This window comes from Candidatus Tisiphia endosymbiont of Dioctria linearis, assembly GCF_964026545.1.
Lineage (GTDB): Bacteria > Pseudomonadota > Alphaproteobacteria > Rickettsiales > Rickettsiaceae > Tisiphia.
Map to the genome: position 1 here is coordinate 755,613 of NZ_OZ032156.1, position 14,773 is coordinate 770,385.

The 14,773-nt window shown below is 32.6% G+C and carries 13 protein-coding genes; 10 read left to right on the top strand and 3 right to left on the bottom strand.

Annotated features, from left to right (window positions below; all coding sequences use genetic code 11):
• Nucleotides 1–63: 63 nt before the first annotated feature.
• The 8 genes from AAGD42_RS03690 to AAGD42_RS03725 all read left to right on the top strand — a co-directional run bounded on the left by AAGD42_RS03690 (nucleotide 64) and on the right by AAGD42_RS03725 (nucleotide 5,742).
• Nucleotides 64–915, top strand: coding sequence for a DNA adenine methylase (locus AAGD42_RS03690; protein WP_341753293.1), 852 nt, complete (start codon nucleotides 64–66; stop codon nucleotides 913–915).
• The gene (locus AAGD42_RS03695; protein WP_341753294.1) at nucleotides 908–1,375 is read left to right on the top strand and encodes a PD-(D/E)XK nuclease superfamily protein; all 468 of its coding nucleotides are present in this window, start codon (nucleotides 908–910) and stop codon (nucleotides 1,373–1,375) included. The genes AAGD42_RS03690 and AAGD42_RS03695 overlap by 8 nt, the downstream gene beginning before the upstream one ends.
• Nucleotides 1,376–1,493: 118 nt before the next feature.
• Nucleotides 1,494–3,161, top strand: a complete 1,668-nt coding sequence (ettA, locus tag AAGD42_RS03700) for an energy-dependent translational throttle protein EttA (RefSeq protein ID WP_341753295.1) — start codon at nucleotides 1,494–1,496, stop codon at nucleotides 3,159–3,161.
• A 3-nt stretch (nucleotides 3,162–3,164) separates the two neighbouring features.
• Nucleotides 3,165–3,503, top strand: a complete 339-nt coding sequence (locus AAGD42_RS03705) for a DUF2672 domain-containing protein (RefSeq protein WP_341750412.1) — start codon at nucleotides 3,165–3,167, stop codon at nucleotides 3,501–3,503.
• Nucleotides 3,504–3,658: 155 nt separating this feature from the next.
• Nucleotides 3,659–4,639, top strand: a complete 981-nt coding sequence (gene mltG, locus AAGD42_RS03710; RefSeq protein ID WP_341753296.1) for an endolytic transglycosylase MltG — start codon at nucleotides 3,659–3,661, stop codon at nucleotides 4,637–4,639.
• A gap of 17 nt (nucleotides 4,640–4,656) precedes the next feature.
• Nucleotides 4,657–5,001, top strand: coding sequence for an iron donor protein CyaY (gene cyaY / locus AAGD42_RS03715; RefSeq protein WP_341750410.1), 345 nt, complete (start codon nucleotides 4,657–4,659; stop codon nucleotides 4,999–5,001).
• The gene (locus AAGD42_RS03720) at nucleotides 4,994–5,482 is read left to right on the top strand and encodes an adenylyltransferase/cytidyltransferase family protein (RefSeq protein ID WP_410520950.1); all 489 of its coding nucleotides are present in this window, start codon (nucleotides 4,994–4,996) and stop codon (nucleotides 5,480–5,482) included. The genes cyaY and AAGD42_RS03720 overlap by 8 nt, the downstream gene beginning before the upstream one ends.
• Nucleotides 5,479–5,742, top strand: coding sequence for a hypothetical protein (locus tag AAGD42_RS03725; protein WP_341753297.1), 264 nt, complete (start codon nucleotides 5,479–5,481; stop codon nucleotides 5,740–5,742). Before AAGD42_RS03720 ends, AAGD42_RS03725 begins: the two co-directional genes overlap by 4 nt.
• Before the next feature lie 208 nt (nucleotides 5,743–5,950).
• Here AAGD42_RS03725 and tyrS read toward each other — a convergent pair whose 3' ends face one another.
• The 3 genes from tyrS to rpsU all read right to left on the bottom strand — a co-directional run bounded on the left by tyrS (nucleotide 5,951) and on the right by rpsU (nucleotide 10,460).
• Nucleotides 5,951–7,231, bottom strand: coding sequence for a tyrosine--tRNA ligase (tyrS, locus tag AAGD42_RS03730; RefSeq protein WP_341753381.1), 1,281 nt, complete (start codon nucleotides 7,229–7,231; stop codon nucleotides 5,951–5,953).
• A 243-nt stretch (nucleotides 7,232–7,474) separates the two neighbouring features.
• On the bottom strand, nucleotides 7,475–10,141 hold the full coding sequence (gene ppdK / locus AAGD42_RS03735) for a pyruvate, phosphate dikinase (protein ID WP_341753298.1): 2,667 nt from the start codon (nucleotides 10,139–10,141) through the stop codon (nucleotides 7,475–7,477).
• Nucleotides 10,142–10,259: 118 nt separating this feature from the next.
• On the bottom strand, nucleotides 10,260–10,460 hold the full coding sequence (rpsU, locus tag AAGD42_RS03740; protein ID WP_094649364.1) for a 30S ribosomal protein S21: 201 nt from the start codon (nucleotides 10,458–10,460) through the stop codon (nucleotides 10,260–10,262).
• 213 nt (nucleotides 10,461–10,673) lie between these two features.
• Here rpsU and AAGD42_RS03745 point away from each other — a divergent pair, with 213 nt between their 5' ends.
• Both AAGD42_RS03745 and ileS read left to right on the top strand, forming a co-directional pair.
• Complete coding sequence (locus tag AAGD42_RS03745) at nucleotides 10,674–11,303, top strand: COQ9 family protein (protein WP_341753382.1); 630 nt, start codon at nucleotides 10,674–10,676, stop codon at nucleotides 11,301–11,303.
• A 25-nt stretch (nucleotides 11,304–11,328) separates the two neighbouring features.
• On the top strand, nucleotides 11,329–14,649 hold the full coding sequence (ileS, locus tag AAGD42_RS03750; RefSeq protein WP_410520951.1) for an isoleucine--tRNA ligase: 3,321 nt from the start codon (nucleotides 11,329–11,331) through the stop codon (nucleotides 14,647–14,649).
• The last annotated feature ends 124 nt before the right edge of the window (nucleotides 14,650–14,773 follow it).

Genomic DNA, 14,773 nt, shown 5'->3' on the forward strand with positions numbered 1-14,773 from the left:
ATATACTTGTATGACCTAAACATTTATGTAAAATTGCCAAGTGAACTAGCTTACAGCTTGGTTATGGTAGAAAAAAAAGCTGTACTAAAAAATGATGACATGATAACTGAAAACGACGATAAGGCAAAACCATTTGTAAAATGGGTAGGTGGAAAAAGAAGTTTAATAAAAGAATTATCCTCAAGAACGCCACAAACTTATAAAAGCTATTATGAACCATTTGTAGGGGGAGGAGCACTTTTGTTTGCTCTTGCTCCAGCTAGTGCAACTATATCAGACATAAACCTAGATTTAGTTATTACATATGCTGTGATTAAAAATAAACCTCAAGAATTAATAAAGCTACTGGCAAAACATAAAGTAAATCATTGTGAAGAGTATTATTACAAAATCCGAAAACAATTTATTAATGATAATGATATAGAAGTTGCTGGACGTTTTATATATCTTAATAAAACCTGTTATAATGGGCTTTATAGAGTCAATAAAAAAGGTGAATTTAATGTGCCTATGGGGAGATACAAAAATCCAGCAATAGTTGATGAGACAACTATAATAGCTTGTAGTAAATTACTACAAAATGTTGACATAAAATATCAAGATTTCAGCAAAGTCTCTCCAAATAAGGGTGATTTTGTTTATATTGATCCTCCTTATCATCCTATAACTAATGCATCTTTTACTAAATATACCAAACTTGATTTTACAGAAACAGATCAGATAAAACTTTATCAAAAATGTAAAGAGTTAAACGATAAGGGTGTATATTTTATGCTTTCAAATTCTAATATTCAGTTTATAAAGCAGATGTATAAAGATTTTTATATAGAGATTATTGAAGCACCACGCACTATTAATTGTAAAGCTAATGAAAGGAAAAATGCAGAAGAGGTTTTGATTAGAAATTATGAATAAAACACAAGGTGGATCAATTGCAAATAAAACAGGGAATGAACTTGAGGTATTTATAAATAATCGTCTTGTTAGGGAAGGTTACGTTTTTGTTCCCAAGACTAGATTTATTGCTTCACAAACATTAGCTCAACCAATTTATACTAGACAATTTAATTTAGGAAAAACTATTTATAATACTGTTTGGCAATGTGATTTTATTCTATATCATCCTGCAAAACATTCTAATTGTTTTGTTATTGAATCTAAGTGGCAACAATCAAGCGGTTCTGCAGATGAAAAATACCCTTATACAACAAAAATATTAAATATTAAAAGTGTTTATGATGCTATTATCATTATAGATGGAGATGGTTACAAAAAAGGTGCTTTACAATGGTTAAAAGATCAAGTTCATGGAAACTTAAAAGGTGTTTTTAGTATGTCTGAATTTACAACTTGGACAAACAAACAAAATATTTAGGTTATATATGTATATAGTTTACAAATTTAATGATTAAAAAATTCATGTGAGATTAATCTGTTTCACTAACTATTTAAAAACTACAAATAAACTACAAAAAATAAAGGAATTAATGATTATGTCGTATCAATATGTTTATGTTATGAATGGTCTGAGTAAGACCGTTAACGGTAAACAAATTTTAAAGGAAACTTATTTGTCCTTCTTACCAGGGGCAAAAATTGGTATTATTGGTCCAAATGGAGCAGGTAAATCTACTCTTCTAAAAATCATGGCAGCTATTGATAAAGAATATGATGGTGAGGCTTTTGTGGCTAATGGGGTTAAAGTTGGTTATTTAGCTCAAGAGCCATATCTTGATCCTACTCTAAATGTTTTCGATAATGTTATGGAAAGTTTAAATGATAAGAAAGTCTTAATTGACGAATTTAATGAAATAAGCAATAAATTTGCTGAAGAAATGTCCGATGATGAAATGAATGAACTTTTAGCGAGACAGGCTGATCTACAGGAGAAAATAGATAGTTGTGATGCTTGGAGCTTAGAGCGAGAAATAGAGATTGCTATGTTTGCACTAAGATGTCCAGATAAAGATGCCGATGTTACAAAAATCTCAGGTGGTGAAAAAAGGCGAGTTGCGTTATGTAAACTTTTGTTAGAAAAACCTGGTATGTTATTACTTGATGAACCGACAAACCATTTAGATGCTGAATCGGTCTCTTGGCTAGAAAATTACTTAAAAAATTATAAAGGTACAGTAGTAGTTATTACCCATGATCGATATTTTCTTGATAATGTAACGGATTGGATATTAGAAGTGGATCGAGGTAGATGTGTTCCATGGCATTCTAACTACAGTGCTTGGCTTGAACAAAAACAAGCAAAACTAGAAATTGAAGATAAAGAAGAAGATGATAGGAGTAAACAATTAAAACGAGAACTTGAATGGATACGCCAATCACCAAAGGCAAGGCAATCAAAAAGCAAGGCTAGAATTACTGCCTATCAAGATCTGTTGCTCAAACAAAAAGAACAGAGATCAAGCGTAGCACAAATTATTATACCGAATGGTCCACGTCTAGGCGATTTAGTCATAGAGGCAGAACATATAGAAAAGAGATATGATGATAAGGTACTGTTATCTGATTTTAGTTTTAAGGTGGTTCCAGGGGCGATTGTTGGTATTATAGGTCCAAATGGAGCCGGCAAATCTACCTTATTTAATATTATCACTGGTAAAACCAACCCAGATCACGGTTCTATTAAATTAGGACAAACTGTTAAGCTTGGTTATGTTGACCAATCAAGAGATACTTTAGATGATAACAACACTGTGTGGAGTGAAATTTCCTCAGGTCTTGAAGATTTACAACTTGGTTCTAGATCAATGAAAAGTCGTGCTTATTGTGCAGCCTTTAATTTTAGGGGGGGCGATCAACAAAAGAAAGTAGGGCAACTTTCTGGAGGTGAACGTAATAGGGTACACATAGCCAAATTATTAAAAGAAGGAGCTAATGTTATCTTACTTGATGAACCATCGAATGATCTGGATGTTGACACATTACGAGCCTTAGAAGATGCTATTTTAGATTTTGCTGGATGTGTATTAGTGATAAGCCATGATCGTTGGTTTTTAGATAGAATAGCAACCCATATTATTGCTTTTGATAAAGATGGAAATGCTACATGGTTTGAAGGAAATTACCAAGATTATCATGATTATATGATTAATTTAAAAGGTGAAAATGTTATTAATCCTAAATATCGTCATAAAAAATTAGTATAAAATATGTCTATAGGAGAAATATTAGTGGTTATGTTAGTAGCAATGATAGTAACAAAGCCAGAAGATATTCCTATGATTATAAAAAAAATCCAAGAATTTAAATTATACTGCTCAGCAGTCAAAAATCAGGCATTAACATATATTACAAAAGATTTAAAAATTGATAATGATATTGTAGAAAATGATGCTGAGCAGTTGAACTTTTATTTAGAAAGAATTATTAATATCCAAGGATATTATGATGGTAATTATTCCCTAAATGAACTTAAAGTAAAATATGATAAGCTTATAAAAATAAAAAGTATAGAATATGGGAATATAGTGGAAAATCATAAAAAATAATAAATTTTTTCATATGCTATTAGTGCCAGCTTATTTTGTGCTATAGTCAATTGATGAGAAATTGGGGACGTTATCGCAGACAGCCTCCTAGCCCCAAATTTTCCTGAATTGACTATATAATTATATGAATCTGTTTAATTCTGATTAGGTGTATCTTGTTTAAGAAAATACTAAAAATAAAATTTATTCTCGTAACTATCACATTGATTCTAATAATTAGTGGAATCAATTTTTGTATATTTTACTTATTTACACCTGGTTCACTTGTAGAAAACAAGACGGTAATAATCAAACCTAGATTGTCAACTGATCAAATTTCTATGACATTAAGTGATCATAACATCATTAAATATCCTGCTTTATTTGCCTTTCTTGCCAAAATATATTCATTAAAACATTCTATAAAGAGTGGGGAATATATTTTTACTCAAAATATTTCTCCTATGCAAACTCTAAGGATATTATCCAGTGGTAAATCAATTATTCATAAAATGATTATACCTGAAGGTATGCTTGTCCATGAAATAATAAAAAAAATTAATAGCGAAGAACGATTAATGGGAGAGATTATAGGAACAATTCCTGAAGGATTTTTAATGCCATCTACCTATTTTTTTTCATATGGCGATCAAAAAGAGCAAATCATTGATAAAATGCGAAAATTAATGTCTTTACAGCTCGACAAAATTATGGAAAAATTATCACCTGATTCTCCATTAAAAACTCGCCTTGATGTATTAATCTTAGCATCCATTGTGGAAAAGGAAGCTAGCTTAAACTCCGACAACCCTTTGATTGCCGCTGTATTTCTAAATCGCCTAAAAAAACATATGAAACTACAATCAGATGTAACAACAATTTATGCTATAACACTTGGGAAAGATAAACTAACAAGACCATTAACTAAAAAAGATTTTGCAATGCAATCTCCTTATAATACATATTATATTGCTAATTTACCAGTTGGAGCTATTTCTTGTCCTGGAATAAAATCTCTAGAATCTGTAGTAAATCCTGCTAAAATTGATTCATTATATTTTGTTGGTAACGGTGCGAGAGGGCATAATTTTTCTAATAATTTTAATGATCATAGTAAGCACGTTAAGGCTTATCGTAAAACTTTGAAGGAGCCTTAAGCAAGGATTATACTAATATGGATAATACTGAATTTGCTAAATTAGCTGAACAAACTATATCTTTAATTGCAGAGATAATTGAGACAGAAGATAAGGATTGCCTTATTGATATTGACTTTCAGAATGATATTCTAACTCTAACTACTAACCAAGGCATATTTGTTATTAATAAACACTCAGCGGCTAAGGAAATTTGGTTATCTTCACCAATTAGTGGTCCTTACCATTTTTATTACGCTGCTGGTAGATGGCAATCAAAATCATCTGACGAGCTAGTTGCCATTTTAGAACAGGAACTAAAAATTAATTTCAGAATATGCTTCAAAAACTTAAAACCATTTGGAGAATTTGAATATGGTTGAAGATAATCACACAAAAATAATTTATTATAATGGTACATTATTGCATAAATGTTCAAAAAATAATCAACTAGTTTTAGTTGGAGGATGTTTTGATTTATTGCATTATGGTCATGTACAGTTTTTACGTAATGCTAAAGCTCAAGGAAACTATTTAATTGTAGCTTTGGAACCAGATGAAACTATTACTAATTATAAAAAACGTGAATTCATCCATAATCAGTTGCAACGTGCAGAAATTTTAAGTAGCTTAAGTTTTGTTGATAAAGTACTTATGTTACCTCAACTTAAAGGTTTTGATGACTATAATAAATTAGTACAAAATACTTGTCCGTCGATAATCGCCATAACAAAGAATGATCCTCAACTTAGCAATAAACAGATTCAAGCTAAACTTATAGGAGCAAAGGTGATTGAAGTTACTGACTTAGTAAGAGACCAAGAAATAGGAGCAGTGTTTAGCACCAGTAATATAGTCAAGTGACTATATATCCTTGCGGACAGATGGAGCCTTATACAAAATGTAAAACTATTGAATCACATAAACCAGATTATATTTTTGTTCAAAACCCCTATAATGTTTATAATAATTCAATTTTAGATACTTACTTTATAGATTCAACTCTTAAAAAAATTGCGAAAAAAACAGTATATATTTCTTATGGTTCTCATATTTTCCATCAAGATCACATAAATAATAAATGTTTACCAAATATTATGGATTTAGTATTTGTTGATTCATAAAGCACAAAAGATATTTATATTGAAAAATATGGTTTTCCAAAAAATCGTGTTGTTGTTTCAGGATATCAAACTTATAAAGAGGTCAGAGATAGTCTTATCACTAACTTTAAAAGGCTCCAGAAACCATTTTATGGTTACCAAGGTGGCATTATCCTTTCAATATATCTATCATAATAGTAACAATACTAATTTTATGGGAATTATATCTCTAAATTGCTAAAATTTTGTCTAGACAAAGGGAACCACCATACTCCCTCAACCTTATTAACACATGTTTCTTCTTACCAGCAGAGATTTTAATAACTTGATTATCCTGCATAAAAGTCAAATTAATCATCATATTTTCATCTTCGATTAGTTGATTATTGATTTTAGCCCCAGCCCCTCTAATGAGCCTACGCCCCTCAGATTTTGACTCAACAAGACCTAACTCATGAAGCAATTCATATGCCGGAATACCTATAGTTAACCTGCTATGTTCAATATAGATAGCTGGTAAATTTATATCGATTTCTCCTTGTTCAAAAACCTTTGTAGCTGTTTCTAAGGCTGTTATAGCTGCTTGTTCACCATGACAAAGTTTTGTTAAATTAAAGGCTAATTGCTTCTTGGCACCATTAATATCAGATCCAGCAAGTAAGATAAATTCTTGCATTTTACCTTCCTCTAGCTCACTATATAATTTAGCAAATTTAACTACATCCTGATCTTCACAATTCCGCCAATATTGATAATAATCATATGGACTTAACATATCTTCATTTAACCACACCGCCCCACCAACAGACTTGCCCATTTTATTGCCAGAAGCAGTTGTTAATAATGGTGTAGTCATACCAAAAACTTCATTACCAGTTAGTTTCCTGGTAAAATCAACGCCCATTATTATATTACCCCATTGGTCGCTACCACCTATTTGTAAAGAACAACCATATACTTTATTTAAATGATAAAAATCGTAGGCTTGTAGCAACATATAGTTGAACTCTAAAAAGCTCATATGCTGTTCTCTTTCTAAGCGTAATTTTACCGAATCCATAGATAACATACGATTTACAGAAAAAAAACTACCATAGTTGCGAAGAAAATCTAAGTAATTTAATGATTCTAGCCAATCTGAATTATCAATTAGTATTGCATCATTTGCCCCAGTACCAAATTTAATAAATTTTGATAATGATTTTTTTATGCCTTCAATATTTTTAGCAATTTCTTCTTTTGTCAAAGATTTTCTTGCCTCATCTTTACCAGTAGGATCACCAATCTTACTAGTCGCTCCTCCCAGTATTACTATTGGTTTATGACCATATTGCTGCAATAGACGCAATATCATAATTTGCATCAGACTACCCACGTGTAAAGATTGAGCTGTACAATCAAAACCAATATAAGCAGATATTTTACTGTTGTTCATTAGTGTTGTTAGTTTTTCTAAATCAGTACATTGATATAAAAAACCTTTATTCTCAAAATCCTTAATAAACATAATTATTTACAAAATAATAAAATTAAACAATAGAGCCTAGGTATTTCAATCATATTGTTCCCCTAACAACAATATATCATAAAAATTAACTACACTAATAGATATATGCAAATTATTTGAAGAATTATAATAAGCCGCCGATTAGCATTACGCTAAATTTACAAGTAGAGTACCGGTATCACGCACAAATTACCAGCAGAAGTAGAGTTTCGAAAGAAGTCTAATGACTAAGTAATACTAATCAGCTCAATTATAACCATCAGCTTTTATTGTTGCCTGAGCTGCGGCAATCCTTGCTATAGGGATGCGGTATGGTGAACATGATACATAATGCAAACCAACTCTATGGAAGAACTCTATAGAATGAGGATTACCAGCATGCTCTCCGCATACGCCAAGTTTTAATGTAGGATTGCTCTTTAAACCACGTTTTATAGCAATTTTTATCAACTCCCCTACCCCTTCCTCATCTAATTTACTAAAAGGATCAAATGCAAAGATTTTTTTTTCCAAATAATCCGGAAAAAATGAGGCTACATCATCTCGAGAAATGCCGTAAGTTGTTTGGGTCAAATCATTAGTACCAAAACTAAAATAATCTACCTCTTCAGCAATCTCTCCAGCTTTTAAAGCCGCTCTTGGTAGCTCAATCATCGTACCAAGAGTAAAATCAAACTTGCATTTGTTAATATCTTCCATGTTAGTAATAACATCTTGTATGTGTGTCTTTAAGATTTTTAGTTCATTAACATCACTAATTAAAGGAATCATTAACTCCAGAATAGTATTGATATTTTCTTCAACTTGTAACTCTCTGATAGCAGTAAAAATTGCCCTTATTTGCATTTGATAAATCTCAGGATAAGAAATACCGAGGCGACATCCTCTATGTCCAAGCATAGGGTTTACTTCATATAGTGCATGCAAGCGTTGTTCCACAATAGCTAACGGTAGATTCATCACCTTTGCTAAGTTTCTTTTATCATCCTCTGTTGTTGGTAAAAATTCATGTAGAGGTGGGTCAAGCAATCTGATATTTATCGGTTTACCCTGTATAATCTTAAATAACGCCTTAAAGTCTTGAATTTGTAAGGGCAATAATTTACTGATCGCATGTTTCCTTCTCTCTAGATCAGGAGCAATGATCATTTCTTGTACTAATGGTATTTTATCATGGTCAAAAAACATATGTTCTGTTCTGCATAAGCCAATTCCGCTTGCCCCAAATTTTAGGGAAACACCTGCATCTAAAATAGTTTCGGCATTGGCTCTAACTTTTAAAGTAGCAAATTCATCTGCCCAATCTAGAATTGTTTGAAATTCCTTAGTAAAAGTAGGCTGAATCAATGGCACCTCCCCTAAGAAAATTTTCCCCGTTCCGCCATCTATAGTTATTAAGTCACCATAGTTGATGATAGTATTACCTATTTTAAACATCTGTTTTTTTTCATCTATTACCACATCATTTGCCCCGCAAACACATGGTTTTCCCAGCCCTCTAGCAACTACCGCAGCATGAGAGGTCATCCCACCTCTGGCTGTCAGAATACCGGCTGAAACATACATACCGTTTATATCTTCAGGGCTAGTATCATGGCGTACCAAAATCACTTTATGGTGATGCGACATTTTTTCAGCATCATAAGGAGAAAAAACTACTATACCAGTAGCAGCCCCTGGAGAAGCTGGTAGCCCTTTAGAGATATGGTTTAGAGTATTGCTATAATCAATAGCCGTATGTAAAAGCTGAGTTAGCGATTCCGGTTCTATACGCATTATTGCTTGTTGTTTAGAAATCAGCCCTTCTTGCACCATATCCGTAGCAATTTTAATGCTGGCTAAAGCTGTTCTTTTGGCGGTACGTGTTTGCAAAATATACAAAACTCCGTTTTGTACGGTGAATTCAATATCTTGCACGTCCAAGTAATGTAACTCTAACTTCTTACAAATCTCTTGTAATTGTTCAAATATTTGTGGCATAACTATTTGCATTGAACAATCTACATCATGCTCGTTCATAATAGGGCTTGGGGTTCTTGTCCCTGATACCACATCCTCACCTTGAGCATTTACTAAATATTCACCAAAAAGCTTATTTTCACCGGTTGCAGGACAACGTGAGAATACTACGCCTGTAGCAGAATTACTTCCTTGATTGCCAAAAACCATTGACTGGACATTAATTGCTGTACCCCAGTTATTGGGTATATTGTGTAACCTTCTATAAGTTACCGCCCTATCCCCTGCCCAAGATTTTAATACGGCTTTTATTGATTGTTCTAATTGTTGATATGGGTCAAAAAGTGATTCTTTACCATGAGATTCTTCCTCATGATTAAAAATTATTTTTTTAAACTCTTCAACTATTATTCTTAAAAAATCTCCTGTAATTTCTTTCTCTTGATAGATATTACATTTAACCTTATGCATCTCAAATGCATTTTTAAATAAACCATTTGAAATTGATAACACCATTGATCCATACATTTCTAAGAATCGTCGATAGCTATCAAGAGCAAAAATCTCATTTCCAGTAATATTTGATAGTGCATCGCAAACTTGATCATTATACCCAAGATTAAGTATAGTATCCATCATACCAGGCATCGAAGCTCTTGAACCTGAGCGAACGGATAATAATAATGGATTATTATGATCACCAAAAACCTTGCCAGTAGAATTTTCTAAATTTTTAATAGCTATCACTAAATCATTATTAAAATTCTCAGGCAAACTGTAATTATTTTTATAAAAATAATTACAGAGTTCTGTAGTAATAGTAAAACCATCAGGAATAGGTAAATTTAAGTTAGACATCTCGGCAAGACCAGCTCCTTTACTGCCAAGCACATCTTTCATTTGGGCATTACCATCTCCACCTTTAGTACCAAAATAATAGATCCATTTGTTCATAAATACCAAAACAATTTACACGAATAACAATGTCGTTGCGAGGAGCCGCTTTTGCAACACACCGTCATTGCGAGGAGACCGCAAGGTTGACGAAGCAACCCAAGAACATTAAGCTCGATTAACCTTCCATCATTTGTTTACGAGCAACTTTTCTCTTCCTTCTTTCTGTTTCTTGATCCTTACGGACACGTTTTACTGAAGGAGGTTCATAGAAACGAGACATTTTCATTGAACGAAAAACAAGCTCTCTTTGCATTTTTCTTTTCAAATTTTTGATTGCTTGCTCACCATTCCCAGCATGAACATTTACTAGTATCACTTTTAATTACCCCCTTTTAGTGCAAATTAGACTAGACTTCTTATATAAACTAAAGATAGTTGAGGGATTTTTAGAAGAAACGAAGCCGAGTTTCGACAACAAAATCACCAACTAGATTAGTTTATATAAGAAGTCTAATGTTGAATGATAGGAACATTATCTATATACTAAATGAATATGTCAAGATATATGTCAATATTAAAAGATGCATTTATGACTATTGAAGAGAAATATCATAGTTTAAAAGTACAATTTGTACAGACTTTAGCAAAACTGCTAATTTTTAACGAGTGGAATGATAAATTATTAGCAGATACGGAAACAGAATGTGGTTTTGTTAAAGGATATTGCCATATAATTTTTCCTGAGGGGATAAGGGAAATAGTTGATTTTTTTGAAAGCTGGCAAGACCAGAAAATGCTGGAGTTATTATCTCAGCAGGAGACCCCGATTAAAATAAGGGATAAAATTGATTTAGCCTTAAAAATCAGAATAAAAGATGGTATAGCTAAACTTGTACATTTGAGGAATCGTAGTTATTTTGCCGTACCATCAAACAGCATATTTGCAACAAAAACAGCCTTTCGTACTTGTGACTTAATTTGGTGTTATGCCGGTGATAAGTCTATAGATTATAATTATTATACTAAGAGAGGTCTGTTACTCAGTGTTTATATAACTTCAATACTCTATTACATTCAAGATGAGTCAGAAGATAATATAGATACTGATAAATATATTACTAAATCTTTATCCAATATCATAACTATATCCTCTAAATGTAAGAATATGTTAAAGCTACCAAACCCTGTCGATATAACAATTATTCGACTATTTTTATAATATACTTTCTTTAATCGAGACTATAATGACTAAAAAACACTACCCAGATATTCAATCTAATGTTGATTTTCCAACAATTGAGAGAAAGATTTTAGCTTATTGGCAAAAGCATAATATTTTTCAAAAAACTATAGATGCTAGACCATCAGTAAAAAATGATAAAAATAACGAATTTATATTTTATGATGGTCCCCCTTTTGCCAATGGACTCCCACATTATGGACATTTGCTAACTGGGTTCATCAAGGATGTTTATGCACGTTATCAAACCAGTAGAGGCAAAAGAGTTGAGCGACGCTTTGGTTGGGATTGTCATGGACTACCTGCCGAGATGCAAGCAGAAAAGGAGTTGGGTATTTCTGGTAGAACTGCCATTATCAATTTTGGTATTGATAAATTTAATGAGCATTGTCAATCATCGGTGATGAAATATGCTGATCAGTGGCAGAAATATGTTAATAGGCAAGCAAGATGGGTGGATTTTGACAATTCCTATAAAACTATGGATAAAGCCTTTATGGAATCTGTTTTGTGGGCTTTTAAAGAATTATACAATAAGGGGCTTCTTTATGAATCAATGAGGGTAATGCCTTATTCTTGGGCATGTGAAACGCCTTTATCCAATTTTGAAACTAGGCTAGACAACTCATATAGAGAGAGAACTGATAAGGCGGTTACGGTAAGTTTTGTACTTAATGAGAAATTGCCAAGTTCTGGGCAGTATAATGAGTATAGAATGCTGGCATGGACTACGACTCCATGGACTTTGCCGGCTAATTTGGCATTAGCCATTGGAGCAAATATTGAATATGCTTTAGTGCCAAATGGTCAGGTTTGTTATATTTTGGCAAAATTTGCTTTAGAAAAATATCACAAAGAATTAGGGCTTAGTGCTGACACAAATTATGATATAATTGAAGGTAAGTGCTTATTAAACATGAATCTTACTTACCAACCATTATTCGATTATTTTTCCAATCATCCAGGTAGTTTCAAAGTACTTTCTGGAGATTTTGTCGTCGAAGGAGACGGTACCGGCATCGTACATATGGCCCCCGGTTTTGGTGAGGAGGATCAAATTCTTTGTCAATCGCAAGGAATAGAACTCGTTTGTCCTGTAGATAATGCTGGGAAATTTACCAAAGAAATTTATGATTTTGTCGGTTTGCAAATATTTGATGCTAATGATCAAATTATTATTAAGCTAAAAAATCAGGGGAATTGGTTTAAAACTGAGCAATATATTCATAATTATCCGCATTGTTGGCGTACTGACACCCCTCTTATATACAAAGCAGTTCCTTCTTGGTATGTGAAAGTTACCGAATTTAAAGACAGAATGGTTGAATTAAATCAGCAAATTAACTGGATACCCTTGCATATTAGGGATAATCTATTTGGAAAATGGTTAGAAAATGCTAGAGATTGGTCAATTAGCCGTAATAGATTTTGGGGGACGCCTCTCCCAGTCTGGAAGTCGGATGATCCGGTTTATCCTAGAATTGATGTGTATGGCTCAATAGAAGAGCTAGAGAAAGATTTTGGGGTAACAATCGTTGATTTGCATCGACCTTTTATTGATCAGCTAACTAGAAAAAATCCAGACGATCCAACCGGCAAATCAATGATGCGTCGAATAGAAGATGTATTTGATTGTTGGTTTGAAAGCGGCTCTATGCCTTATGGACAAGTACATTATCCATTTGAAAATAAAGATTGGTTTGAAAAGCATTTTCCTGCTGATTTTATAGTGGAATATTCAGCACAAACACGTGGTTGGTTCTATACTTTAATGGTGTTGTCAACTGCTTTATTTGACCAACCACCTTTTTTAAATTGTATTTGCCATGGAGTTATATTAGATAGTACCGGACAAAAATTATCAAAGCGTCTTAATAATTATGCTGATCCATTAGAATTATTTGATAAATATGGTTCTGACGCTCTAAGAGTTACTATGCTCTCTGCAAATATAGTTAAAGGTCAGGAATTATTGATCGATAAAGACGGAAAAATGGTTTTTGAGAGCTTACGTTTATTTATTAAGCCTATTTGGAATGCCTACCATTTCTTTACTATGTATGCTAATGCTGACCAAATCAAAGCTGAACTAGACTTTAATTCTCAAAATGTGCTAGATCGTTATATTTTATCAAAACTAAAAATATCAGTACAAAAAATTCAGCATGGGTTAGATAATTTTGACAGTCAAATAGCCTATAGTAACATTGCCGATTTTTTTGAAGTATTAAATAATTGGTATATTAGAAGAAGTAGAAATCGTTTTTGGAAAAGTGAGAAAGATCAAGATAAGAAAAATGCTTATAATACCTTATATAGTTGTATTAAAATAATGTCGTCCGCTCAATCTAGTTTATTGCCATTAATTTCTGAGGAGATTTATTTGGGACTCACCGGGATAGAACCGAAAGGTGATAATAGACTTCCTGCAAAAGTCGCTTATGCTGAGGAATTTGAAGGAAATGAGGAACGCAGAACCGCAGCGTACTCTAATGTATGTGAGGATTCGAGTGCCGCATTGACGTACAAATTACCAGCAGAAGTAGAGTTTTGTGGGAAGTCTAGTGTTCATTTGACAGATTTTCCTACACTAGATAAGATAGAAGTGGATGATGATTTGGTTAGCACCATGGATCAAATATTAGATATTTGTAGTAATGCTTTATTCATTAGAAGTAGCGAGAATATTCGGACTAGACAACCATTGAGCAGCTTAACAATCATTAGCAGCAATAATGAGCTATTAATAAAATTTGAAGAATTGATTAAAGATGAAATCAATGTTAAAAAGGTAATTTATAAAGATGATGTAGAAAATTATGCCGATCATAAATTATCGATTAACTTCCCTAATTTAGGTAAGCGTCTACCTCATAAAGTCAAAGATATCATAGTAGCTTCTAAAAAGAATCAGTGGCAACTTACTCCTGAGCATCTAATAATAGCCGGAGAGAAGCTGAATAATGATGAATTCTCTCTAGCCTTGCAACCTAAAAATGCTAAAGGTACAAAATCTTTAGCTAATAATCAGGGGCTAATATTGCTAGATTTGGAAATAACACGGGAATTATACGAAGAAGGTATAGCAAGAGATTTAATACGCTTTATTCAGCAAACGAGAAAAGATGCCAATTTTGCTATAAATGACAGAATTTTTCTAGAAATTATTGGTAAGCCAGATTTTATGCTAATAGTCCAGCAACATAGTAAATTCATTCTCGAACAAACCTTAAGTGAATTTGCAAGCAATTTTACGCCAGACTATATGACCGATATTGAATTAGATTCAAATACGATAAGCATAAGAGTGTCTAAGCAGTTTTAGATTGCTTTTCTGTTATAGTCAACTGACATTTTTACAGTAGTTTTGTCTGACAAATGTGCTAATAATTTTACCCCACAACTGTTGAAAGTTAGAAGAGGATGTAGGTTCTAGGCTCTGTGAACAA

Excerpts from the sequence above, each read along its gene's own strand:
- AAGD42_RS03690 (WP_341753293.1), top strand. The coding sequence starts at position 64 with ATGGTAGAAAAAAAAGCTGTACTAAAAAATGATGACATGATAACTGAA.
- AAGD42_RS03695 (WP_341753294.1), top strand. The coding sequence starts at position 908 with ATGAATAAAACACAAGGTGGATCAATTGCAAATAAAACAGGGAATGAA.
- ettA (WP_341753295.1), top strand. The coding sequence starts at position 1,494 with ATGTCGTATCAATATGTTTATGTTATGAATGGTCTGAGTAAGACCGTT.
- AAGD42_RS03705 (WP_341750412.1), top strand. The coding sequence starts at position 3,165 with ATGTCTATAGGAGAAATATTAGTGGTTATGTTAGTAGCAATGATAGTA.
- cyaY (WP_341750410.1), top strand. The coding sequence starts at position 4,657 with ATGGATAATACTGAATTTGCTAAATTAGCTGAACAAACTATATCTTTA.
- AAGD42_RS03720 (WP_410520950.1), top strand. The coding sequence starts at position 4,994 with ATGGTTGAAGATAATCACACAAAAATAATTTATTATAATGGTACATTA.
- ppdK (WP_341753298.1), bottom strand. The coding sequence starts at position 10,141 with ATGAACAAATGGATCTATTATTTTGGTACTAAAGGTGGAGATGGTAAT.
- AAGD42_RS03745 (WP_341753382.1), top strand. The coding sequence starts at position 10,674 with ATGACTATTGAAGAGAAATATCATAGTTTAAAAGTACAATTTGTACAG.
- ileS (WP_410520951.1), top strand. The coding sequence starts at position 11,329 with ATGACTAAAAAACACTACCCAGATATTCAATCTAATGTTGATTTTCCA.